This is a genomic window from Lacticaseibacillus styriensis (assembly GCF_030770295.1).
GTDB classification, from domain to species: domain Bacteria; phylum Bacillota; class Bacilli; order Lactobacillales; family Lactobacillaceae; genus Lacticaseibacillus; species Lacticaseibacillus casei.
In genome coordinates, this window is sequence record NZ_CP132483.1 from 653876 (window position 1) to 675243 (window position 21368).

Annotated in this window: 16 protein-coding genes and 2 tRNA genes; 10 read left to right on the forward strand and 8 right to left on the reverse strand. The window is 49.3% G+C overall.

All coding sequences use genetic code 11. From position 1 onward, the window contains the following. Window positions 1-34: 34 nt before the first annotated feature. From LACSTY_RS02995 to LACSTY_RS03020, 6 genes are all read left to right on the forward strand, one after another. Window positions 35-688, forward strand: coding sequence for an NAD(P)H-binding protein (locus tag LACSTY_RS02995; RefSeq protein WP_049171545.1), 654 nt, complete (start codon window positions 35-37; stop codon window positions 686-688). Window positions 689-1498: 810 nt separating this feature from the next. After that, complete coding sequence (locus LACSTY_RS03000; RefSeq protein ID WP_087911668.1) at window positions 1499-3886, forward strand: beta-glucosidase family protein; 2388 nt, start codon at window positions 1499-1501, stop codon at window positions 3884-3886. Window positions 3887-4334: 448 nt separating this feature from the next. Next, on the forward strand, window positions 4335-5291 hold the full coding sequence (locus LACSTY_RS03005) for an ABC transporter substrate-binding protein (RefSeq protein ID WP_087911669.1): 957 nt from the start codon (window positions 4335-4337) through the stop codon (window positions 5289-5291). Window positions 5292-5778: 487 nt separating this feature from the next. Next, complete coding sequence (locus LACSTY_RS03010; RefSeq protein WP_087911670.1) at window positions 5779-6747, forward strand: ABC transporter substrate-binding protein; 969 nt, start codon at window positions 5779-5781, stop codon at window positions 6745-6747. A gap of 31 nt (window positions 6748-6778) precedes the next feature. Continuing rightward, window positions 6779-7750, forward strand: a complete 972-nt coding sequence (locus LACSTY_RS03015; RefSeq protein WP_087911671.1) for an ABC transporter permease — start codon at window positions 6779-6781, stop codon at window positions 7748-7750. Window position 7751: 1 nt separating this feature from the next. Beyond that, entirely contained in the window at window positions 7752-8555 is an 804-nt protein-coding gene (locus tag LACSTY_RS03020) for an ABC transporter ATP-binding protein (RefSeq protein WP_087911672.1), read from the forward strand. A gap of 149 nt (window positions 8556-8704) precedes the next feature. Here the strand turns inward: LACSTY_RS03020 and LACSTY_RS03025 are convergent, their stop codons facing one another. The 5 genes from LACSTY_RS03025 to LACSTY_RS03045 form a co-directional block, all read right to left on the reverse strand. After that, on the reverse strand, window positions 8705-9664 hold the full coding sequence (locus LACSTY_RS03025; protein ID WP_087911673.1) for an acrylyl-CoA reductase family protein: 960 nt from the start codon (window positions 9662-9664) through the stop codon (window positions 8705-8707). Between the two features lie 87 nt (window positions 9665-9751). Beyond that, window positions 9752-12418 (reverse strand): cation-translocating P-type ATPase, encoded by a 2667-nt coding sequence (locus tag LACSTY_RS03030; protein ID WP_087911674.1) that lies wholly within the window; start codon window positions 12416-12418, stop codon window positions 9752-9754. A gap of 192 nt (window positions 12419-12610) precedes the next feature. Beyond that, window positions 12611-13588 carry a glycosyltransferase family 2 protein gene (locus LACSTY_RS03035; RefSeq protein WP_087911675.1) on the reverse strand — a complete coding sequence of 326 codons (978 nt, stop codon included), beginning with the start codon at window positions 13586-13588 and terminating at the stop codon, window positions 12611-12613. A 32-nt stretch (window positions 13589-13620) separates the two neighbouring features. Beyond that, window positions 13621-15885, reverse strand: coding sequence for a mannosyltransferase YkcB-related protein (locus LACSTY_RS03040; RefSeq protein WP_087911676.1), 2265 nt, complete (start codon window positions 15883-15885; stop codon window positions 13621-13623). Then, the gene (locus LACSTY_RS03045; RefSeq protein ID WP_010493567.1) at window positions 15872-16279 is read right to left on the reverse strand and encodes a GtrA family protein; all 408 of its coding nucleotides are present in this window, start codon (window positions 16277-16279) and stop codon (window positions 15872-15874) included. The genes LACSTY_RS03040 and LACSTY_RS03045 overlap by 14 nt, the downstream gene beginning before the upstream one ends. A 206-nt stretch (window positions 16280-16485) precedes the next feature. Here LACSTY_RS03045 and LACSTY_RS03050 point away from each other — a divergent pair, with 206 nt between their 5' ends. After that, a complete protein-coding gene (locus tag LACSTY_RS03050; RefSeq protein WP_087911677.1) occupies window positions 16486-17181 on the forward strand; it encodes a response regulator transcription factor in 696 nt (231 codons plus the stop codon). Then, entirely contained in the window at window positions 17178-18470 is a 1293-nt protein-coding gene (locus tag LACSTY_RS03055; protein ID WP_087911678.1) for a sensor histidine kinase, read from the forward strand. Before LACSTY_RS03050 ends, LACSTY_RS03055 begins: the two co-directional genes overlap by 4 nt. Before the next feature lie 118 nt (window positions 18471-18588). On the opposite strand, the gene LACSTY_RS03060 is transcribed toward LACSTY_RS03055, so the two are convergent. Next, window positions 18589-18969 (reverse strand): iron-sulfur cluster biosynthesis family protein, encoded by a 381-nt coding sequence (locus tag LACSTY_RS03060; protein WP_025012277.1) that lies wholly within the window; start codon window positions 18967-18969, stop codon window positions 18589-18591. A gap of 231 nt (window positions 18970-19200) precedes the next feature. On the opposite strand from LACSTY_RS03060, the gene LACSTY_RS03065 reads away from it, so the two are divergent. Both LACSTY_RS03065 and LACSTY_RS03070 read left to right on the forward strand, forming a co-directional pair. Then, window positions 19201-19860 (forward strand): nitroreductase family protein, encoded by a 660-nt coding sequence (locus tag LACSTY_RS03065; RefSeq protein ID WP_087911680.1) that lies wholly within the window; start codon window positions 19201-19203, stop codon window positions 19858-19860. Window positions 19861-19910: 50 nt separating this feature from the next. Then, window positions 19911-21017, forward strand: a complete 1107-nt coding sequence (locus LACSTY_RS03070) for an alpha-hydroxy-acid oxidizing protein (RefSeq protein ID WP_087911681.1) — start codon at window positions 19911-19913, stop codon at window positions 21015-21017. A 155-nt stretch (window positions 21018-21172) separates the two neighbouring features. Here LACSTY_RS03070 and LACSTY_RS03075 read toward each other — a convergent pair. Then, a tRNA-Ala gene (locus LACSTY_RS03075) sits at window positions 21173-21245 on the reverse strand. A gap of 25 nt (window positions 21246-21270) precedes the next feature. Next, window positions 21271-21343, reverse strand: a tRNA-Ala gene (locus LACSTY_RS03080). Window positions 21344-21368 lie beyond the last annotated feature (25 nt).

The following is a 21368-nucleotide window of genomic DNA, read 5'->3' on the forward strand; positions in this document are numbered from 1 at the left end:
TGGTTGGTAAGCGTAAACGAAATGAGGTATGAAGATGAAAATAGCTGTTTTAGGTGCGACTGGCCGGGCTGGGAGCGCGATCGTTGCCGAGGCGCAGCGGCGTGGCCATGAGGTGTTGGCAGTCGTTCGGGATACGCAAAAAGCGGCCAGTCGGCTTGGGCAAAATGTCCCGACATTGGTGAAGGCGCCGCTTGAATTGACGGAAGCCGATTTAGATAACGTTGATGCCGTTGTGGATGCGCTGAGTGTGCCATGGGGCTCCGGGCGGGGTTATTTACATTTGGATTTTGCGACTCACCTGATTAGTTTGTTACGGAATACGGACACTTTAGCGGTTTTCATTCTGGGGAGTGCGAGTCTGTCGATGCCGGGCGCGGATCATCCCATGATTCTTGATTTTCCTGAGAGTGCTGCAAGCCAGCCGTGGTATGACGGTGCGAAGTATCAGTATTATGAATATCGTTTCTTACAGATGACCGATAATGTTAATTGGATCGGAATTTCAGCGAGTGAGGCATTTCCGACTGGGCCGGCCACGAGTTATGTTGCCGGTAAGGATACCTTGTTGGTTGGCGAAGATGGACAGAGCCACATTACCACGGGAAATATGGCGTTAGCGATTCTTGATCAGCTGGAACGGCCGACTGCATTGCAGGATCGGATTACGGTGCGTGATGCGGATGCATGATGGTGTGGTTGGTTGTTTGGGTGAGTAAAACAAAACACGATCCTTGGTTCGATGGTTGGCGGTGTGGCCGGCGGTTGGGCGGGGGGTCGTGTTTTTTGGTTTGTAAGTATGTAGGTGGACTGTTGTGTTCTGTAAGGCGGTTGCTGGCGTGGGGACTGCTTGTAAGGGCTTCGAATGGTTGAAGCCGCGTTAACGGGGGAATGCTTTCTATTATGGGCGAGTATGTAGTCAAAGTTTCGTGTTCTATAACGCGCTCACAGTCGCAGAAATCTGCGTGTAAGGACCTCGGTCGCGATGGCCTAAGCCCGGGCCATCACGCCCGAGGCCACTTACACGCAGATTTCTAAGCGCTCCTGTTCGCGCTCAACAAAAAAAGACCCCACGCATTGGGGGTGCGCGGGGTTCCCGTGTCAGTGCCATTGGGGGTGGTACTGACTTATTTTTACTTTGGAGGAGTAAAAATGAAAAAAGTTGGGTTGGGGTAGTAGTAAGAAGGGGGTAAACTTCCTTGCTACGGTTAAAAGAATAATCCGTAAATGTGAACTTTTTATGACGATCTGACACAAAATTTTAGAACACGTGTTTTTTCGCTGGTTTTTTGGCAACCACCAGCGTTTATTTGGGAATAAGCGGCAGATTGTCACTTTCCGTCAAAAATAGTCAATTAATTCGATAAGCCTTGGCAAACGTGACATTTCGCTGGCCTTTTTCCCCAAAAATGAGGCCATTAACGGGAAATTTTGGGCGAAAAACGTTAAGATTTAAGGAAGACAAAGATGCCAGTTAGAAATTTAAAAATGGGGTAATTTAATGGATCATTCAGTGTCGCCAGTTAATCTTAATAGTCTGACTACTGAAGAAAAAGTTAAATTGACTTCAGGAAAAGACTTCTGGTCTTCCGAAGCGTTTCCTGAGCACAGTATTCCTAGCATTCGGATGAGTGACGGGCCGCATGGTTTGCGTTATCAAGCTGCGGAAGCCGATCACTTGGGCATCAATGACAGCGTGCCGAGTACTAGTTTTCCGACGGCTAGTGCCAGCGCTTCGTCTTGGGATCCTGAACTCATTGCCGCAATGGGTGAGGCGATCGGACTCGAAGCACGGAGTCTGGGCGTTGATGTTGTGTTGGGGCCGGGCGTGAATATGAAGCGCAATCCTTTGTGTGGCCGAAATTTCGAATATTTTAGCGAGGATCCGTTTTTGGCCGGGAAACTTGGTGCGGCTTGGATTCAAGGCATTCAAAGGCAAGGGGTTGCGGCTTGCCTGAAGCATTTTGCGGCGAATAATCAGGAAAATGGCCGCCTGTCGTCTAATTCGATGATTGATCCGGTTGCGTTGCACGAAATCTATCTGGAAGCCTTTCGCATTGCGGTTACTGAAGGGCATCCGGAATCGGTTATGTGTTCTTACAATAAAGTAAATGGTCGCTATGCCAGTGATAATCATTATTTGATGACACAGGTTCTGCGCAACCAGTTCGGCTTTGACGGCGCGGTCATTACGGATTGGGGGGCACTTAACGATAAGGTCGCTTCGCTGAATGCTGGTACGGATTTAGAAATGCCCGGGGATCAGCACCTTTTTGACAAAGAGGCGTTGAAGGCTTTTCAGACCGGCGAGTTGCGGCCTGCCAGTCTGGATCGCGCCGCTGCCAATATTGTCAAAATGGCGCGTAAACAGCGACCTAAGTTCACTGGCTCCCGTGAGGACTTGCTACATCAGCACGCACAGTTGGCCCAAAAAATCGCGGAAAGCGCCATTGTACTGTTGAAAAATGATGACGGGATTTTGCCTTTAGCTGCTAATGAGCAAGTAGCCGTGGTCGGCGAGTTGGCCAAAGAGACCCGCTTCCAAGGTGCCGGTTCATCGCATATTAAGGCGGCGGAACAGGTGCCGATTTTGACTGGACTCAAGCAAGCTGGCATCGCTTATGATTACGCGGCGGGCTATCGACTGGACGATCAAGTCGATGAGGAAGCAATCGCTCAGGCACTGGAACTGGCCCACACCCACGACAAGGTCATTTTTGTTGCCGGATTGCCAGATAACTATGAGTCTGAAGGTTTTGATCGCCAAAACATGGCCTTGCCGAAAGTTCAAAATGATTTGCTGCAGGCGATTGCTGCAATTAATCCGCATGTGGTCGTTCTGTTGGTCGCCGGCGCACCGGTTGAGCTGCCATGGTTGGATCAGGTACAGGCGGTTTTGGATTTGTATTTAGGCGGTGAACAGATCGGCGCGGCAACTGGTCGGGTGTTAACCGGGCAAGTGAATCCAAGCGGTAAGTTGGCCGAAACTTACCCGATTCATTATGCGGATATACCATCTGCGGAGCTTTACGATCACCGCACGCGTTCCGTACCTTACATCGAAAGCACGTATATTGGCTACCGTTACTTCGACAAGGCTCAGGTGCTGGTGGCATTTCCGTTTGGCTTTGGCCTAAGCTACACCTCTTTTGCGATTAAAAATGCACGCCTCACTGATAATCACGTCACCGATGACCAGCCAGTTACGGTGCAGGTGGAGCTAACGAATACCGGCAGTCGCGATGGCGCAGAAGTGGTTCAGGCTTACGTTCAGGAACAAACCGTGCGTCCATTGCGGCCAATCAGAGAACTGAAAGCTTTCAAAAAAGTGTTCGTCAAAGCTGGTGAAACGGTGACGGTTACGTTAGCACTTCCGGCACAGGCGTTCAAAGAATGGCATGAACAAACCCAGACATGGGAACTGCCTGATGCTGCAAAAGCCGTGGCAATCGGGACAAGTTCTGCGGATATTGTCAGTGTCTTGCCGGTTCAAGTTCACGGACAGGCCTTTACGAATTTTGAAAATGTCCCTGATTGGTATACCACACCGTCTGGCAAGCCGACCGTTCATGATTTTGAACAACTCACCGGTCAAAAGGTACCGCCGCATCATGAGTTTGTTCCTGGTGAGTTCACGCGTCTGAATACGCCGCGGGAAATGCAGAAATATTCGTGGCTGCTGCGCTTGGTCGCACGGACGGTCATTAAAATGCGTACCAAGGATTACATTGACAAAGACGGTCCAGAGGCCAAGTTCCAGCAGGCGATCGTGTTGGACACACCGCTTATTCGGTTGGCCCAACAAGCAAGTGGCGCACTTAGACTAAGTATGGTAGATCGATTGGTAGCGGCCGCCAATCATCAGTATCTTAAAATGATTTTTAGATAACAAACGTATTGTAAAAAGATTAAAAATTTCTCTTGACGAACGTATCTTCCATTCGGTATTCTTAATTCCATACAAAACCGAAGGAAGTGTTGACCGTGATGAATCATCGGCAAACACAACTGAATACCTTTTTTGGCAGCTTTTTTGGATAGCGGTTTGCAGTCAGATGCAAACCGCGCAAGCAACGGTTTGCATCCATAAGGCTGTCACATTAAATGTGTCAACAACGCCGCATGGATGAACAATAATCCATGCGGCTTTTCTATACCGAAAACACGGGCCAGTCGCATGGGAAAAATGTGACTGGCCCGCTTTTTATTAAGTGAATGTGTTTATGGGGAGGACAAGTTAAGGCCAAACTTCCGCGTGTACCCAGTCATCTGCTAAAAAAGGTCTTCACGGTTTTGTCACAGGGTAAATACGCAACGTCACTTCAAGGAGGACTATCATGAAAAAACATCTTTTACTCGCATTGGCTGGCATGGCACTGATTGGCGTGACTTTAACGGGTTGTGGCAAGCAATCGAAAGCTGCCAGCAAAGAAACTGTTAAAGTCGGCATTTTGCAATTAATGGATCAGACTGCGTTGACCGAGGCACGCAAAGGGTTTGAGGCGGAACTCGCCAAGGCCGGCTATAAAGGAAAGCGCATCAAGATCGATTATGTGAACGCGCAAGGCGATCAGGCAAATCTCAAAACCATGAGCGATCGGCTGGCGCGCGGGAAGAATGACGTGAATCTCGCCATTGCCACGCCAGCCGCCCAAGCGTTGCAAAAAGCCGACAAGAAGACCCCGTTGCTCTTCACCGCGATCACGGATCCAAAGTCAGCCGAATTGGTGACGAACCCGACGAAGCCGGACAAGAATGCTACTGGCGTTACCGATTTAGTTGCCGTTAGCGACCAAATTGACTTACTGCACAAAACATTTCCGCAAGCCAAAACGATTGGGCTGATGTACAACGCAGGCGAACCCAACTCGGTGTACCAAATCAAACAAGCTAAAGCACATCTCAAGAAGTTGGGCCTGCGTTACCAGATCAAGACAGCCGCCACGACTAATGATGTTCAGCAGGCAGCCGAAAGCCTAGCCAAAGATGTCGATGCACTGTATTTACCGGCAGATAATGTGATGGCTGCGGCGATGCCGACAATCGGCAAAGTTGCTAAGGCAAAACAAATTCCGGTCGTGCCAGCAGCATCCACCATGGTCAAAGATGGTGGCACAATCACCAAAGGCATTGACTATCGCGATCTTGGCAAACAAACCGCGAAAATGGCAATCAAACTGCTGAAAGGCACTTCGGTCAAAAAACTCGCCGTCGAAAAACCGGCCAATGTTAAAACCGTGAAAAATGACGCCATGTTAAAAGTGGTGAAACAAGAAGTTAACTTACCGAAGTAACCGGTATAACAACCTTCTTTGACATTTTAAACCGAGCAAAACCTGAGATGGTCAAAATAATCGTGAAAATATGTGTTGACAAGATGAAATTATGAGGATACTCTTAGAAACAAGCCAGAAGGAACAAACCTCTGGACACAAGGAGTGTTGATCATGAGACAAAGCAAAACAACACAACTTAATCACGCGTACTATTACGGCTATTTCGGATAATGGTTTGTATCTCATGGATACAAGCCAATCAGGTTTGTATCCATGATGGCCGTGAGTATTTCACTTGCAATTAACCGCCACATGGACGAATTCATCCATGTGGCTTTTTCTTTCCCGGGAAAAAAGTAAGAGGCCCACCACACGGATGAGGAACTCCAGTGGTGGGTCTCTTTTTAGAATTTGAGCCAGTCTGCTCACAGTCGTGCTGCGGATACTGAACCACCCGCCCAAACCAGCACGTCAATTCACCAAACATCTCAGGAGGAAGAAAAAAATGAAACTCAAACGAATCGCTGCCGTCGCAGCAACCGCACTAGCCATCATGACGTTAGTTGGCTGCGGCAAGTCAACCAAAGCCGCTGCTGACAAGAGTCAGGTGAAGGTCGGCATTTTACAACTCATTGATCAGCAAGCTTTAACTGCGGCCCGCAAAGGCTTCACAGACGAACTTGCAAAAGCCGGCTACAAAGGCAATAAGATCAAGCTGGATTACGTCAATGCCCAAGGCGACCAATCAAATCTTCAAACCATGAGCCAGCGCCTCGCCCGCGACAAGAATGATCTTAACTTGGCCATTGCGACTCCCGCTGCTCAAGCGTTGCAAAAGGCGGATACCAAAACGCCAATGCTGTTTACGGCGATCACTGATCCTAAGTCAGCTGGATTAGTCACTAATCCAGAGAAACCGAATAAAAATGCCACCGGTGTCACCGATAAAGTCGATGTGGCGGGCCAGATCAAGTTTATTCATAAGGTCTTTCCGAAGGCCAAAAAGATCGGCTTGTTGTTCAACGCCGCAGAACAAAATTCGCAAGTTCAAGTTAAGTTAGCCAAAGCCGCAATTAAGAAGCTGAGGCTGACGGCTGTCGAAAAAACGGCAGCGACAACCAATGACGTTGAACAAAGTGCATCGGCATTGATGAAACAAAGTGATGTCATCTACATTCCAACCGACAACACGATGGCAGCTTCCATGGCGACGATTGGTAAAGTCAGCACCAAAGAAAAAATTCCCGTGGTTCCGGCAGACGCGACCATGGTTAAGCTGGCCGGAGTTGCCACTGTGGGCATCAACTACGAAGATCTTGGCAAGCAAACCGGCAAACTAGCCGTGCAGTTGCTGAAGGGTAAGAAGGTTAAAGATCTGCCAGTCGAAGAGCCATCCAAGACGCGATTGGTGATCAATCCGGAACGGATGCGGCAATTCGGGCTGACAAAAGCCATGTTAGAAGAAGCAGAATAAATAAACGATTTAAAAAACGAGGGGATTCGTTATGGACATTGTGACATCGAGTATCGCCCAAGGATTATTATGGTCGGTTATGGCAATCGGCGTGTATCTGACTTTTCGTATTTTAGACATTGCAGATATGACAGCAGAAGGGAGCTTTCCTTTAGGGGCAGCGATTACCGCCCATGCCATTGTATCGGGAACGGGGCCGATTGTGGCAACACTAATGGGATTTGTTGGTGGCGCTGCAGCTGGGGCAGTTTCCGGATTTTTGACCACCAAGCTGCATATTCCGGATTTGTTAACCGGTATTTTGACGATGACGGGCTTATATTCGGTGAACCTGTTCATTATGGGCAAGGCGAATATCAGCTTAATTGGCACCGTCAAAACAGTTTTCAATTTGACTGACAGCGGTGACGCGACGACGATCGGCATCATGGTTGGGGCGATCGTGGTAGCAATGGTCATCGGCATCTTGGTGTTCTTTTTCCATACTGAAATGGGATTAGCGGCGGCCGCAGTTGGTAACAATCAGGATATGGCGGCGGCGAATGGGATTAACAATGACGCCATGAAGATCATCATTTATATGCTAAGCAACGGGCTCATTGCCTTGTCGGGCAGTCTCATGGCGCAAACCAATGGCTATGCCGACTTATCGATGGGGATTGGCACGATTGTCATCGCCCTTGCTGCCATTATCATTTCGGAGATTCTGGTTCGCGGCGTCCCGCTGTGGGCCCGGTTGTTGATGATCATTGTCGGTGCTGTGATTTATCGGTTGATTATTGCGGTGGTATTGGACATGGGCGTGGATCCGAACTACTTGCGCTTCTTCTACGCACTTATGTTGACGGTCTTCCTGTCCTTGCCATTACTGAAGAAGAAACTTTTCCAACTAAAAGTGCGGCATGGCAATCGGCGTCCGGTCAAGCAAAGTCAGACAACGACATCAAAGGCGGCAGAAACGATGACCGTTTCGCCGCTGGAACAGCAAAAGGAGGCGCGGTAAGATGGCAGTTCTTGAAGTACACGGTTTGCATCAGTATTTTGAACAGGGAACCGTCAATGAAAACCACGCATTGAAGGGTATTGACTTGAGCCTGGAACGTGGCGAGTTTGTGGCGATCATCGGGGGTAACGGCGCGGGCAAATCCACGTTACTTAACAGTATTGCCGGTACCTTGCCAGTCAATCAGGGACAGATTCTCATTGACGGCAAAGACGTGACCTACCAAAACGTTGCCAAGCGTGCTAAATTAATTGCCCGGGTTTTCCAGGATCCCCGATCAGGCACGGCTTCGTTGTTGACGATTGAACAGAATCTGGCTTTGGCGGAAAAACGCGGTGATTGGCGCAACTTTTGGGCGAGTGGTGTGAAGCGGCGCGATCGCCAGCACTTTCAAGAGAAACTTGCGACACTGGGGCTAGGCTTGGAGAAGCGATTAGGTGCTGAAATGGGCCTGCTTTCCGGTGGCCAACGTCAGGCGGTCACGTTGTTAATGGCGACGCTGAAAAAGCCGGCGCTGTTGCTGCTAGATGAACACACGGCGGCACTTGACCCCCAAACCAGCGCAACCGTCATGGGGCTGACCGATCAGATGGTGAGAGCACAGAAGATCACCACGTTGATGATCACCCATAACATGGCGAGTGCCTTGAAATATGGCGACCGGCTGATCATGCTGGACCATGGCGAAATTGCTGTGGACGTCCGCGGTGAAGCAAAGCAAAATCTGACAGTTGAAGACTTGTTGACGCTGTTCAAAGAACGCAGCGGGCAGGAATTTGCTGATGATGCGGTTTTGTTAAGTTAATGGTTTGGATGTGAACCAGCTAGTTAGTGAGTGAGTGTTAAAAAAGTGGCTTAATTGAAAAGACACCTGAATTCCCAACACGTCTATCGTTGGGAGTCCAGGTGCCTTTTAATTTTGACAGATAGCTGACTTTGCTCTTCTAAATATTTTCAAGTCATACTGACAACCGTTCTAACTGGATGGTGCGTAAAGTGGTCGTTTAACGCTTGCGGCAGGTCGGCTAGGCTGATTTTTTGGAAAGGAACAGGTTTCAATTTTGCCAGCGCCGTCCATGCTTTTTGCCGTTGGGCTGTTGGTGCGCTTACGGAATCCACGCCTAGCAGGCTAATGTTGCGCAAGATAAACGGAAAGACTGTTAGCGGTAGGGAAGTACCGGTCGCGTTGCCGCATAACGCGACCGCACCATTATAGCGCATGCTTGGCAGTAGACTGGAGGTGAAGCTGCCGCCGAGTGGATCAATGGCATAATCAAATTGTTGGCGGCTCAGGGCTTTGCCTTTGGGTAATTCATCTAATGCCAAGGTTGCGGTTGCACCGAGATCGCGAACTTGCTGTTGCTGATCAGGGGTGCGCACAACGGCAATTCGATTTGAAAATCCGGCATTTTCTAACAGTTGTAGGGCAATGCTGCCGACGCCTCCTGTTGCGCCGCCTACTAAGATCTTGGGATTTTGTTCTGGCGTCATGCCAGCTTGCATCAACGCATTGATGCATAATGCTGCTGTTAATCCTGCTGTGCCGAATACCATGGCCGTTTCAAGCGTCATGTTCGGCGGTAGTGGCATGGCCCAACTTGCCGGGATGCGGGCATATTGGGCATAACCGCCGCCTTGACTGACGCCTAAGCCATGGCCGGTAGCCAGAATCTGATCGCCTTTTTTAAATTGCGGATCCTGACTAGCTACAACCGTGCCGCTGAGATCAATACCGAGAGTTTGCGGGTATTGCCGAATAATTTGGTTGTGCGGCTGGTAAGCTAAGGCATCTTTATAATTAATGTCTGAATAAGCGACGCGGATTAAAAGTTCGCCCGCGGACAGATCATCTGTGGTGATCGTTTGTAGTGTCGCTTTTTGGCCATCATGAATGAATGCTTGAAAGAACTGCATCGAGCTACCCCCCCGTAATAAGAATCACATCTATGCTCAATTATTAACTAAATCATAGCAGTTTCATTCGTAATAACCAAACGATCGTTATTCGTTGTCGCTAACCAGATTCGGTTGGTGCCAAGCTGCTAGTTCGTGTCGATGTTGCCAACGTTTGTAGCTTTCAACAATCAACATTGGTAACCAGACGGCTACGAACACAATAAGCCACTGGCTGAGCGTTAAAGGAGCCAGCTGGAAGATTTGTTGAAACGGTTGAAGGATTGCTAGCAGCAGAATGATCGCCATGGTCCCCAATAGGCTGACGGTTAAAATCGGATTACTGGTCAAAGCAGTCCGGTTGAGCCGCGCACGCGTTTTGATCGGGAAAACGTCGAGCATGGAGCCAATCGCCAAAGTCAGGAAGAGCATGGTCATGCCGACAACCGGTTGATCAGGGCTGACAACGAAGCGTCCGATCGCGTAGATACCAAGGATCAGTCCCACATAAGTCGCCGTGCGTACAGCAACGCGTTTACTGAGGCCATTGGCAAAGATGCTGGCTTCTTTAGGAATCGGCTTGAGGTGCATGATGCCGGGTTCAGCCAGTTCGCGGCTCAGGAAGAATCCCGGAATCCCGTCGGCAAGCACGTTGACAATCAACAGCTGTTCCGGTGTCATTACGGCGCCCCAGCCGATTAAAACGGCGATTAGCATGGTGAAAATTTGGGCGAAATTGACGGAAATCAGAAATTCAACGGCTTTGAGAATATTTTGGTAAACTGTTCGTCCTTGCGCCACCGCGTCGATAATCGTAGCAAAGTTGTCGTCGGTCAAAATCATGTCGGCCGCGTTTTTCGCCACGTCAGTTCCGGTGATGCCCATCGCAATGCCGACGTCTGCAGCTTTCAGCGCTGGCGCATCGTTGACCCCGTCACCGGTCATGGCGACAACGGCTTGTTGCTGTTGCCAGGCTTTCACAATGCGAATTTTGTCACTCGGGGTCGTGCGGGCAAAAACGCGAATCTGGTGAATGGTGGCGGCTAAGGTTTCATCACTCATTTGGTTTAACTCGTGACCGGTAATCGCGCGGTGACTGCCATCAAGAATCCCGATATCCCGGGCAATGGCGGTGGCAGTGTCAAGGTGGTCACCCGTAATCATCACAGTGACAATCCCGGCATCTTTTGCAGCTTGAATCGCAGCCGGAACTTCCGGGCGTGGGGGATCGATCAGTCCGATGAGCCCCAGTGGCTGAACTTCTGTAAGTTGATTCCCCCAATCAGCTCCGGGATCGGCTGTGAATTCTTGGTAGCCGGCAGCCAAAACGCGCAACGCCTGGCCTGTCATCTGATCATGGACAGAAGCGGCTTCAGTTTGCCAGTTTGGTGCAGAAAAGGCAATCCGATCCACGGCACCTTTAATAATAGCAAGATAGTGGCCATCCGGAGTGCGGTGTAACGTCGCCATGGTCTTTTTAGCTGATGAAAAAGGGGCCTCCGCGATGCGAGGATAACGGGTTTCAAGTTCGTCACGGCTTAAGCCATAGTGGGCAAGCAACCGCATAATGGCCAGCTCGGTAGCGTCACCGATGTCGGGTTCATCCTGATTAGTTAATTGCGCGTTTGTTGCCAATCCCAAATATGACAAAAATCGGCGCGTGTCGGTCGTTAGCGGTTCGGCCGTCGCCTTTTGAATATTAGGCTGCCCGAATGACCAAAAATGCGTCACGGTCATCTTATTTTGCGTTAAGGTACCGGTTTTGTCCGAGGCGATGACGTTGACATTGCCGATGGTTTCGACTGCGGTAACTTGACGAATGATCGCGCGGCGCTTGGCCATTTTCTGAACACCGTGTGCCAGACTCAAGGTGACAATGACCGGCAATGTTTCCGGAACTGCCGCGATGGCTAAGCTGACACCAAGCATTAGACTGTCTGCCAGAGTTTCCTGATGATACAGCATGGCTAATAACATGGTTAACGCGCCGCCTAAAACTGCAACTAATGATAGCCGTTTGCCAAGTGCGTCGAGCCGTTTAGCGAGTGGAGTGACCTGCTTTTTGGTTTGGTTTAATAGCGAGGCAATTTTTCCCAGTTCGGTATTCATCCCCGTCGCCGTGACGATCGCGGTTGCTTTTCCGCTGGTAATTGCGGTGCCGGAAAAAATGCAGTTGGCCGCATCGCCGAGATTTTCAGGAACTTCAGCTAATGGGGCAGCTGATTTAGCAACAGATTCGCTTTCGCCGGTTAAAACGGCTTCGTCTGCTTCAAGTTCCTGACTTTCAATCAGCCGGGCATCTACAGCAACGGCATCGCCGGCCTTGAGCAGCATTAAGTCACCTGGAACTAAATCCGCCGCTTGAATGGTTTGCGTTTTATCATCGCGAATCACGGTAACAGTGTGAACAGTCATGGCTTTTAACGCAGCCAATGCTTTTTCGGCGCTGTGTTCCTGATATAAGGCAATGACAACGTTTAAGATAACAATACTGCCAATGACAATCGTCTTGGTCCAGTTACTGTCCGTCGTCAATGCGAGATAAGCGGATAGGCCGACAGCAAAAAGCAAGATCAATGACGTGATATCGCTGAGGTGATGGGCGATTTGCCGAAACAAGCTAGGCTTTTTGGCAGCGATCAATTGATTGGGACCATCTTGTTGCCGGTGCTCAATAACTGTGTCAGTTGTCAGACCAGTTGTGAGGCTAGTGTCAAATTCAGCGGCCAAATCGCTCGGCGTCAGAAGTGTCAAGGCTTTGGTCGTTGTTGGCATACACTCAGTCCTTTCTGGGTTGGTTGGGTCATGTCATTACTTACTTATAATAACCGTAACATGACAAAGTGTCGTCTGTAAAATTTTGAATCGGCACGCCGGTTTCTAACCGGGCTGGGTCACGCTCACAAAAACAGGACTGCCGAGTGATGACCAGCAGTCCTGTTTTATCAATGGTGAATAGAGCTTTCTTTAGTTTTGCAACGCATGATAACGATAATGCGGCTGTTGCGCTGCTTGGGTTTTGAAGCCATAGGTGTCGGCAACGATGTAAAGCGGTCGATGGCGACTTTCGGCAAACATTCTGCCGATGTAATTGCCAAGTAGTCCGATCGTGAAGGTCACGCCGGCGCCGACAAAGAAGGTGGCACTAATGACCCAAGTCAATAAACTGAGCCGGCCGAGTAGAAGACTGACGAAGGTGGTGGCAACGGCTACTAAGAGGAAGAAGCCGCTTAACCAGTTGGCAATCGTCAAAGGAACAGTCGAGAAGCTGGTAATGCCATTCATGGCAAGGTGCAGCATTTTCCGCAACGGATAGTGGGTTTTACCAGCCGTGCGTTCTTGCCGATCGTATTCTACGGCGACTTGTTTATAGCCGACCCATGAGACCATGCCGCGAACATACGGATCTTGTTCGTTCATTTGTTTTAAAACGTTGACAACACGACGGTCCATGAGTCGAAAGTCGCCGGTGTCAACCGGAATATCAATACTCGTGACGGCTTTCAACACCCGATAAAACGTTTCGGCGGTCAACTTTTTAAACCAGGTTTCACCGCTGCGTTTGCGGCGCTTACCGTAAACAACATCATAGCCTTCCCGCCAGCGCGCCAGCATTTCGGGAATCACGCGCGGCGGATCCTGCAAGTCAGCGTCCATGACGACAACCGCGTCACCGCTGGCGTAACGAATGCCGGCCGTAATTGCCAGTTGATGGCCGAAGTTGCGTGAAAAATCTACCAGCCGAATAGTCGGGTTTTTGGCCACAGCAGCTCTTATTTGATCGGCGCTGTCGTCAGTCGAGCCGTCGTTGACAAAGATGAGCTCATATCGTTCCGGTCTGGCACGGACGTAATTAGCCAGTTCTTTGATCGTCTCACCGATACCGGCGCTTTCGTTATAAACTGGCAAAACGATCGAGATGAAGGGATCCTTTTCTTGTCGCATAGCGCATCTTCTCCTTTCAAAATATTAATGGGTTACTTAACCATGCTGGCGTCAAGCTCATACAGGGTGCCGCCACCCATACCGCCGCCCATTCCCATACCACCTGGGGCTTTGGCGTTTGCGGTGCTTTGACTGCTGTATTTACTTGACGAAACTTTTTTACCGACTTTGGTGACCCAGGCTTCAATCTTGGAATTGCCCGAGCGACCTGAGGACAGGTAATATTTCATGTCGCCTTTTTTAACGAGGGCTTTGAATTGTTTAAGGGTAATGGCAGGGTCGGTACCATTAAATCCGCCGATCGCCATGACTGCTTTGCCGGACTTAATGATGTAAGGCGCGGCCGTGCTAGCGTTGCTGGTAGCAAACAGGTATTTGGCGCTGCCTTGATGTTTTTCAACATACTTCAGCAATCCGCTGTCAACACTGCCGCTGCCAATGCCGCCGCTGTTACCGCCGGAGGTCAGAAGTGAAGGACCGGCAGACGGAATCGCAGCTGATGAACCGGCAAGCGTCGGTGTAAGTGACCAGAAGCCCGGCGCTACCAAAATAGCGGCAATGGCAACGCCCAGGGCTGATTTGCGCCAACTTCTGGTGCGGCCGATGAAAAGAAGCACTAAGCCAATTAGACCTGCACCAACCACCAGCCATGTCTGCCACTGATAGTACAAGCTGACATACCAAGCCTGGAGTCCGGTCGTTGTCACGATAGCAAGTGGCAATAACCAACTTTGCCAATGCTTGAAGCCCAGCTTGAATTGCTTAAACATTGTGACAATCCCGATGCCGAACAAAGCAGCAATCGGCGGTGCGAGCATAATCATGTAGTAAGGGTGGAAGAAGCTGGCAATTGAGAAGAAACCGGCGACTGGTACGAGCCAACCCATCCAGAAAAGTAAATGATTTTGCTGAGAGGTTGTTTGATACCATTTACGCTTGCGATCAAGATAATAGGCAAATGCACTGATGAAGCCGATTAAAGCAGCTGGGACTAACCAACTGATTTGCGGGCCAAGGTCGGATTGGAGCAAGCGTAACGGGCCAGCAGTACCAATGGCAAAGGCACCGCCGCCACCGCCACCACCTTTACGGCCGCCCGGAGCACCGCCGCCTGTACCAGGTCCGCCTTTAAAGTTACCTTTTTTGAAGTTGGCAGGCATTTTCCCGCCGGTAGCTTTTTTGGTTTTGACAGTTGCCTGCTGCTTTTTAGTCCCAGTTGGCGGCGTGGTTGTTTTGGTCTTGGTTCCGGTTTTAGCCTTCGTGCCGGTTGGTGGGGTGCCGCCTTGGGTGTTGCCGGTACCTGGTTGACCGGACGTGCCTTTAGTTGACTTGCCACCTGGTGGATTGCCGGTCTTACCGGTTGCGCCAGTTGGTGGGGTTCCGGACTTTCCTTTGGTTCCGGTTGGCGCAGTCCCGGTTTTACCTTTAGTGCCAGTCGGTGGGGTGCCACCGGTCTTGGACTTGGAATTATTCCCCATGCCTGGGAAAGCTGCGCCAGTACCGGTTGTCTGACCTAGTAAGCGTTCGGTACCGTTATAGCCAAAAGCCAATTCCATTTCCGAGTTGGTTTCAGAACTGCCGACATACGGCCGTTGACTCGCAGCAGTCGAATCAACCTGCATTGGCCAGGCTAATGTGGTAACCGCCATGGCGACAGCCGCAATGCCCAGTGTGGCAAGGCGGCGCCAAAGTTTCTGGTTCGAGGCGAGCCAGTAAAAAAGCAATAGGGCCGGCAAAATCATAAAGGCCTGAAGCATTTTAATATTGAACGAGACGCCAATTAAGGCAAAGCTGACAACCACCAACCATGGCTTGCGGATGCTAATGGCCTTCATGAGGCACCAGCTAGCAAGCAGTAGGAAGAATTGTAGGGTGGCGTCCATATTGTTTGTCCGCGAATCCGCAACCACAATCGGCGTCAAAGTGAGTGCCAGTGCGGCTAGTCGCGCTGCCCAGGCATTAAAGCGTGGCTTGATCATGTTGTAGATTAAGGCAACGCTGCCGATGCCAAACAAAATGGATGGTAGGACAACTGACCAGCCATGAACGCCGAAAATCTTGGCGGAGATGGCCATAAACCACAGTGCGACCGGTGGTTTATCAACTGTAATAAAGCCAGCGGGATCAAAAGCCCCGTACCAGAAATTGTGCCAACTTTGAACCATACTGGTAATGGCGGCGGTGTAATAATCATTGGCATTGCCTGCTTCCCATATGTTCCACGCGTAAAGAAACGCTGCGAGAATTAAAATGCCAATGAGCCACCAATCAACCGTCCATTGTCTAATTTTTTTCATGTGCCGTAACTCCCTTTTCTCGGAATACCCAGAACTTACTTAAAAGGAAGTTCGTCGGGACAGTAACCATAAGCGAAAACATCGGTGCTAAAGGCTTAGGTAAACCCAAAGCATCATTCCAGAAGCTGGTCAGCACCAGACTTAAAATAAATGTGAGGCCATAAGAGAAATAGTATCGCGGCGCTACACTTTTAAGCTGGCGATGATCTTTGACTTTGAAAACCCAGGTATCATTGAGGAAAAGTCCCAAGATGGACGTTAACCCATAACCGACACCCATTGCAGCGGTCGGATTGATCAATTGGTATAATGTCAGATAGATCAAATAAGTCAAAATGGTGTTGATCCCTCCGACGAGACCGAAGCTAATGAATTGTTTCAGCTTTAGGCGCATCGTATCGCTCCCTTCCTGATGAATGGGACTAGTATGCGATGTGCAGCATAAATTAACCTTAAAGGCGGTCGGATTTTTTCTTAAGAAGGTTTTATGGTTGGCGTGTTAGGCTGAAGTAGTGGTTGAAGTGATTGAAGTATCATGCGGCTACTGGCGCAGATTTCTAACCGCACCAGTTCACGCTCACCAAAGGTAGGAGTATAGAAATGACGGTTAAACCAAAAATTCTTGTCATAGAAGACGATCCGGATTTGAATGAAAGCATCGTTGACTTCATTCGAGACTTTGCCGACCCTGAAGCCGCGTTAACCGGGGCGGATGGTTTGTATCAGGCGGAGGAAGGCGTGTTTGATGCGATTATTCTGGATATCATGCTGCCGGAATTGAATGGCTTCGACTTGCTTAAACAGTTGCGCGCCAAACAGGTGAAAACGCCGGTGCTTATTTTGACGGCTAAGGATGCACTTGCCGATAAGTTGCGCGGGTTTGAATTAGGCGGGGATGATTACCTTACTAAACCCTTCCACCGCGAAGAGCTCATTATGCGGCTCAAGGCGTTGTTGAAACGCACTGGACACTTTTTTGATGATGATGGCTTAACTGCTGGGCCATACGAAGTGTATTTAAATCGCCATGAAGTGCTGATCAATGGGCAACCCGTTTCGTTAAATGGTAAGGAATTCGACTTGCTCGTGTATTTGCTGCAGAATCAAAAAACCATTATCACGAAAGATCAGATTTTCGATCGACTTTGGGGCTTTGACTCTGAAACCGCTGTGAGTGTGGTCGAAGTTTATATGTCGAACTTACGCAAAAAGTTAAAACCGCTGAAAGTTGACGGCTGGATTAAAACCATTCGCAATGTTGGCTATATTTTTCAAGAACCGGAGGGCCGTGAATGAATGCAGATAAAGGAATTAAGCGGCAGCAGCGGCGCTTGTTTGTCGGTCAGCTGCTGAGTTTCGCCGGACTTTTCCTGGTGCTGGGATTGATCGTCTTTTTTCTGTATGAACGCTCGGTTTATCAAGACATTGACCATACGTTAGAGCAGCAAAAGACCATGATCATCAAACCAGCGACAGGGATGACCACCCCCAACGCCCCACGGCAGCCGGGAGGGAGTCGGCCGATTTCGTTTCGGATGAATATGGTCGTCTTCAATAAAAAAGGCAAAATCATTAATCAAGCCATGCTTGGCGAACGTTTTTATGCGTATTTCAAGAAACTGAAATTGGATCGGCAGGCGCTTAACAAACTACAGACTTTAGCGACCTCGACTGGCACATTTCGAACATTGTTGGTTAAAGTGCCGCAGACAGCCGCGGATCCGCAGTATGCCGGGCATTATGTATTGATTTTGCAGAACACCGATGCCCAGGAAGCAGCTATTCGCTCGTTTCGGCAGGTTTTGATTGTGACGATTATTTTATTCTGGGCGTTGGCATTGGGGTTATCTTATTGGTTATCGACGCGGGCAATGCGGCCGATTGTGCGGTCGTGGCAACGGCAACAGGATTTTGTTGCGGATGCCGCCCACGAATTGCGGGCACCGCTGGCCGTGATTCAAAGCAAACAGGAATCTCTGCTGACAAAACCGCAAGCCACGATTATCGATGAAAGCGAAGCAATAGCGACTTCATTAGGCGAGACCAAGCGTTTGCGGCAATTGACCGATGATTTGTTGACGATCGCCAAGGCTGACAGCAATACCATCGAGATCGAGTTAACTGACCTGCACTTTGATCAGGCTTTAGCGCCACAGCTGGCGTCTTATCATGACATTGCCAAAAGTCAGGACAAGTCCTTTACGACCAAGCTGCCGTCAGATGGCCATGCCTGGTTTGATGCAGCTCGGATCAAGCAATTGCTGGTGATTCTGCTAGACAATGCCTTCAAATATACGCAGGCAGGTGATTCGATTTGGGTCGAAGTCACGCAAACGCCGCGGGACTGGCAACTGATTGTCGGCAATTCAGGGCCGAATATTGCCGATGCCGACAAATCCCGAATTTTCGAACGTTTTTATCGCGAAGACGCTTCGCGCAGCCGGCAAACCGGCGGCAGTGGCTTGGGATTGGCCATCGCCCGGTGGATTGTGACGATTCATCATGGTCACATTGAAGTCAAAGACGTCCATCCCCACGGTGCGTTATTTGTTGTGACGCTACCTAATAAACCGCGTGGGGCTTAGTTGTCAAATGATGGCAAACGAAAAGCAGTCGTTCCGAAGCTTGAAATAGCTTTTGGAACGGCTGCTTTTAAATTTCAATTACTTTTTAACAACGCGTGACAAAATACTGTTGCGACGATTAGCGGGCAGGATTATTGCGAACCCCATTGGCTTCCGTGAAATCGATAAAGCCCATGTTCGTATCAATATCGCCGCCATCACCGCTTAAAATCAACGTATTAAGTGTCTTATTGAAGTGAACATTCATATTCGCATTTAAATCTTCTTGTGAGTAACCCTTGATCAGAATCGGCCCGAGGTTGCTATCAATTTTTGTATCATAGTCGGTTGCCGGATCACTGGCTTTGACAACATTCAGTGAAAACTGCACCTGCATATGAATCATAGCGTGCTGTGAATAAGGGCCAACGCCGTCTTCAAAGGTCAAAAGCAGTTTCTTGTCCGGATCCAAATGAGGCTTGATCTTGTCGATGGCACCTTCGTCAAAATGAATTTGCATGCAATCAACTCCCTTCGCCGTAAACATAGGCTGATTAGGAAGCAAAAGCAACTGATTCGACTCGGTAATTGGCTCAATGACGCTGTGGATGCGGTGTTACTTGGGGTGGTGGGTGAGAAGTTGTCGATGTTCAGTTATCCGCCTCATAGCATGGAGAATCCTTTGATTATGGACTATATTATTTCGATGAAAGCGATTAATATATTTATATAAGAAATGAGGTAATTCAAAATGACAGATACAGTAGCAGCACCAAAGTTAACGAACAATGATTTGGGCAACGTGATGTTTGATCGCCATTCGGTCTGGAAGTTTGATCCCAACGTCAAAATCAGCAGGGATGAATTGCAGGAGATGATCAAAGAAGCAACCACCGCACCCTCGGCATGCAATTTGCAATCATGGCACTTTGTCATTATCGATACACCGGAAGCAAAAGAAAAGTTGAAGAAGGCGGCCATGAAGTTCAACTATCCGCAAATTGATACGAGTTCTGCGATTATTTTCATTGCAGGGGACACGCAGTCACATGAAGTCTATCGCGATGTTTGGACTAAAGTTTACAAGGCCGGCAAGATCAGTAAAGAGAAACTTGACCAAATTTTCAATACATTCTTACCGCTTTATGAACATGCTTCACCAGAGTTCCTGACCCTGGATGCAACGATTGATGGTGCAATGGTTGGCATGCAATTGCTATTGTTGGCGCGTGCTCACGGCTATGACGCTAATCCTTGGTCCGGCTATGACTTTAAAACGATCATTCCAACGTTGGGACTGGATCCGAAACGGTTTGTGCCGGTTATGGCGATTGCGATTGGGAAAGCAGCGGAAAAGCCACTGAAAACCGACCGTTACGATGTCAATCAGTTAATTGACTACTTGGCATAAGTCGTTGACAAACCATACGATCCGATCTCAAGGGAAAAGAGGAACAAACAATGATCGATGCAGTTAAAACCGATCCTTTCGGTGAAGTAAACGCGATTGACGTGTTGGATCTGGCAAGTCTGGAAGGCCGCGCAGAGAAGGTGCTCGGTCGTGGCGAATTTGGCTACATTAGTGAAGGTTCCGATGATGGCTATACAATGCGCCGGAACACCACCGCGTTTCAAGATGTGGAGATGCTCCCACGTGTCTTACAAGGCGTTGAAAAACCAGATCAGTCAACAACCTTCATGGGGGCTAAGCTGGCTTCGCCGTTACTGACGGCACCCATTGCCGGAAACACGCTGGCCCATTCGAGCGGTGAACTGGGTTTGGCAAAAGGCGCAAAAGAAGCCGGTATTATGATGTCGCAAAGTACTTTTGCTTCCAAGCCCATTGCCGAAACCGCTGCAGTCAGTGATGGTGCGCCTTATATGTTTCAGTTATATATGCCCAAAGACTGGTCATATTGCGAATATTTGCTCGATGAAGCCAAAAATGCCGGTGCATTAGCAATTATTTTGACAGCGGATTCAACGCTAGGCGGGTATCGCGAAAAAGATGTCATGAATCATTATCATCTGAAAGGCCGACTAGCCAATCTAGAAGGCTATAATAGCGGTCAAACCGGTGTTGGCGCAGGCGGATTGTTCAAAGAATCCATGCAAAAACTGGATTTGGCACTTATCGACAAACTTGCCAGTTACTCAGGCTTACCCATTATTATCAAAGGCATTCAGCATCCTGATGACGCGGCTGCTGCGATAACTGCAGGAGCTGCCGGCATCTATGTCTCCAATCACGGCGGCCGCCAACTCGACGGAGCACCCGGGGCGATTGAACAATTGCCGGCGATTGCAGCTGCGGTCGATCATCGGGTACCGATTATCTTTGACGGCGGCGTTCAGCGTGGAACGCACGTGCTCAAAGCCCTAGCACTTGGCGCAGATCTTGTCGGCATTGGTCGGCCATTCAGTTATGGCTTGGCGCTTGGCGGCTGGCAAGGCGTCAAAGCAGTCGCCGATCATCTAAAAATGGAAATTAATATTGCCATGCAGCTAACCGGATGCCAAACGATTGAAGACGTCAAACGGATGAAACTTAAGACGCGGTTTGCTTAATTGATTAGGGTGGCCCCCTTACGATTAGGCCTCAGCAAGCACGTTTAGATGAACATGCGTTGCCATTTTTTGAGAGCCCGCACCCATCGCAAATTTCACACCATGTAAAAAGCGCCACACACGAAAGACATAACTTTCATGTGTGGCGCTTTTTCTGGATCTTAACGGACTTGAACCGTCGACCTCCTGCATGCCATGCAGGCGCTCTCCCAGCTGAGCTAAAGACCCGCTAATTAAGTAGCTTCAAAGCTAATGGATCCAAACGGACTTGAACCGTCGACCTCCTACATGCGAAGCAGGCGCTCTCCCAACTGAGCTATGGACCCAAAACACAAAGACAATTGTACTGAA

What these genes read in the sequence shown, in the direction of transcription:
- LACSTY_RS03050 (WP_087911677.1), top strand. Translation starts at nt 16,486, where the DNA reads ATGACGGTTAAACCAAAAATTCTTGTCATAGAAGACGATCCGGATTTG.
- LACSTY_RS03025 (WP_087911673.1), bottom strand. Translation starts at nt 9,664, where the DNA reads ATGCAGTTCTTTCAAGCATTCATTCATGATGGCCAAAAAGCGACACTA.
- LACSTY_RS03060 (WP_025012277.1), bottom strand. Translation starts at nt 18,969, where the DNA reads ATGCAAATTCATTTTGACGAAGGTGCCATCGACAAGATCAAGCCTCAT.
- LACSTY_RS03070 (WP_087911681.1), top strand. Translation starts at nt 19,911, where the DNA reads ATGATCGATGCAGTTAAAACCGATCCTTTCGGTGAAGTAAACGCGATT.
- LACSTY_RS03010 (WP_087911670.1), top strand. Translation starts at nt 5,779, where the DNA reads ATGAAACTCAAACGAATCGCTGCCGTCGCAGCAACCGCACTAGCCATC.
- LACSTY_RS03030 (WP_087911674.1), bottom strand. Translation starts at nt 12,418, where the DNA reads ATGCCAACAACGACCAAAGCCTTGACACTTCTGACGCCGAGCGATTTG.
- LACSTY_RS03055 (WP_087911678.1), top strand. Translation starts at nt 17,178, where the DNA reads ATGAATGCAGATAAAGGAATTAAGCGGCAGCAGCGGCGCTTGTTTGTC.
- LACSTY_RS03045 (WP_010493567.1), bottom strand. Translation starts at nt 16,279, where the DNA reads ATGCGCCTAAAGCTGAAACAATTCATTAGCTTCGGTCTCGTCGGAGGG.
- LACSTY_RS03040 (WP_087911676.1), bottom strand. Translation starts at nt 15,885, where the DNA reads ATGAAAAAAATTAGACAATGGACGGTTGATTGGTGGCTCATTGGCATT.
- LACSTY_RS03065 (WP_087911680.1), top strand. Translation starts at nt 19,201, where the DNA reads ATGACAGATACAGTAGCAGCACCAAAGTTAACGAACAATGATTTGGGC.
- LACSTY_RS02995 (WP_049171545.1), top strand. Translation starts at nt 35, where the DNA reads ATGAAAATAGCTGTTTTAGGTGCGACTGGCCGGGCTGGGAGCGCGATC.
- LACSTY_RS03020 (WP_087911672.1), top strand. Translation starts at nt 7,752, where the DNA reads ATGGCAGTTCTTGAAGTACACGGTTTGCATCAGTATTTTGAACAGGGA.
- LACSTY_RS03035 (WP_087911675.1), bottom strand. Translation starts at nt 13,588, where the DNA reads ATGCGACAAGAAAAGGATCCCTTCATCTCGATCGTTTTGCCAGTTTAT.
- LACSTY_RS03000 (WP_087911668.1), top strand. Translation starts at nt 1,499, where the DNA reads ATGGATCATTCAGTGTCGCCAGTTAATCTTAATAGTCTGACTACTGAA.
- LACSTY_RS03005 (WP_087911669.1), top strand. Translation starts at nt 4,335, where the DNA reads ATGAAAAAACATCTTTTACTCGCATTGGCTGGCATGGCACTGATTGGC.
- LACSTY_RS03015 (WP_087911671.1), top strand. Translation starts at nt 6,779, where the DNA reads ATGGACATTGTGACATCGAGTATCGCCCAAGGATTATTATGGTCGGTT.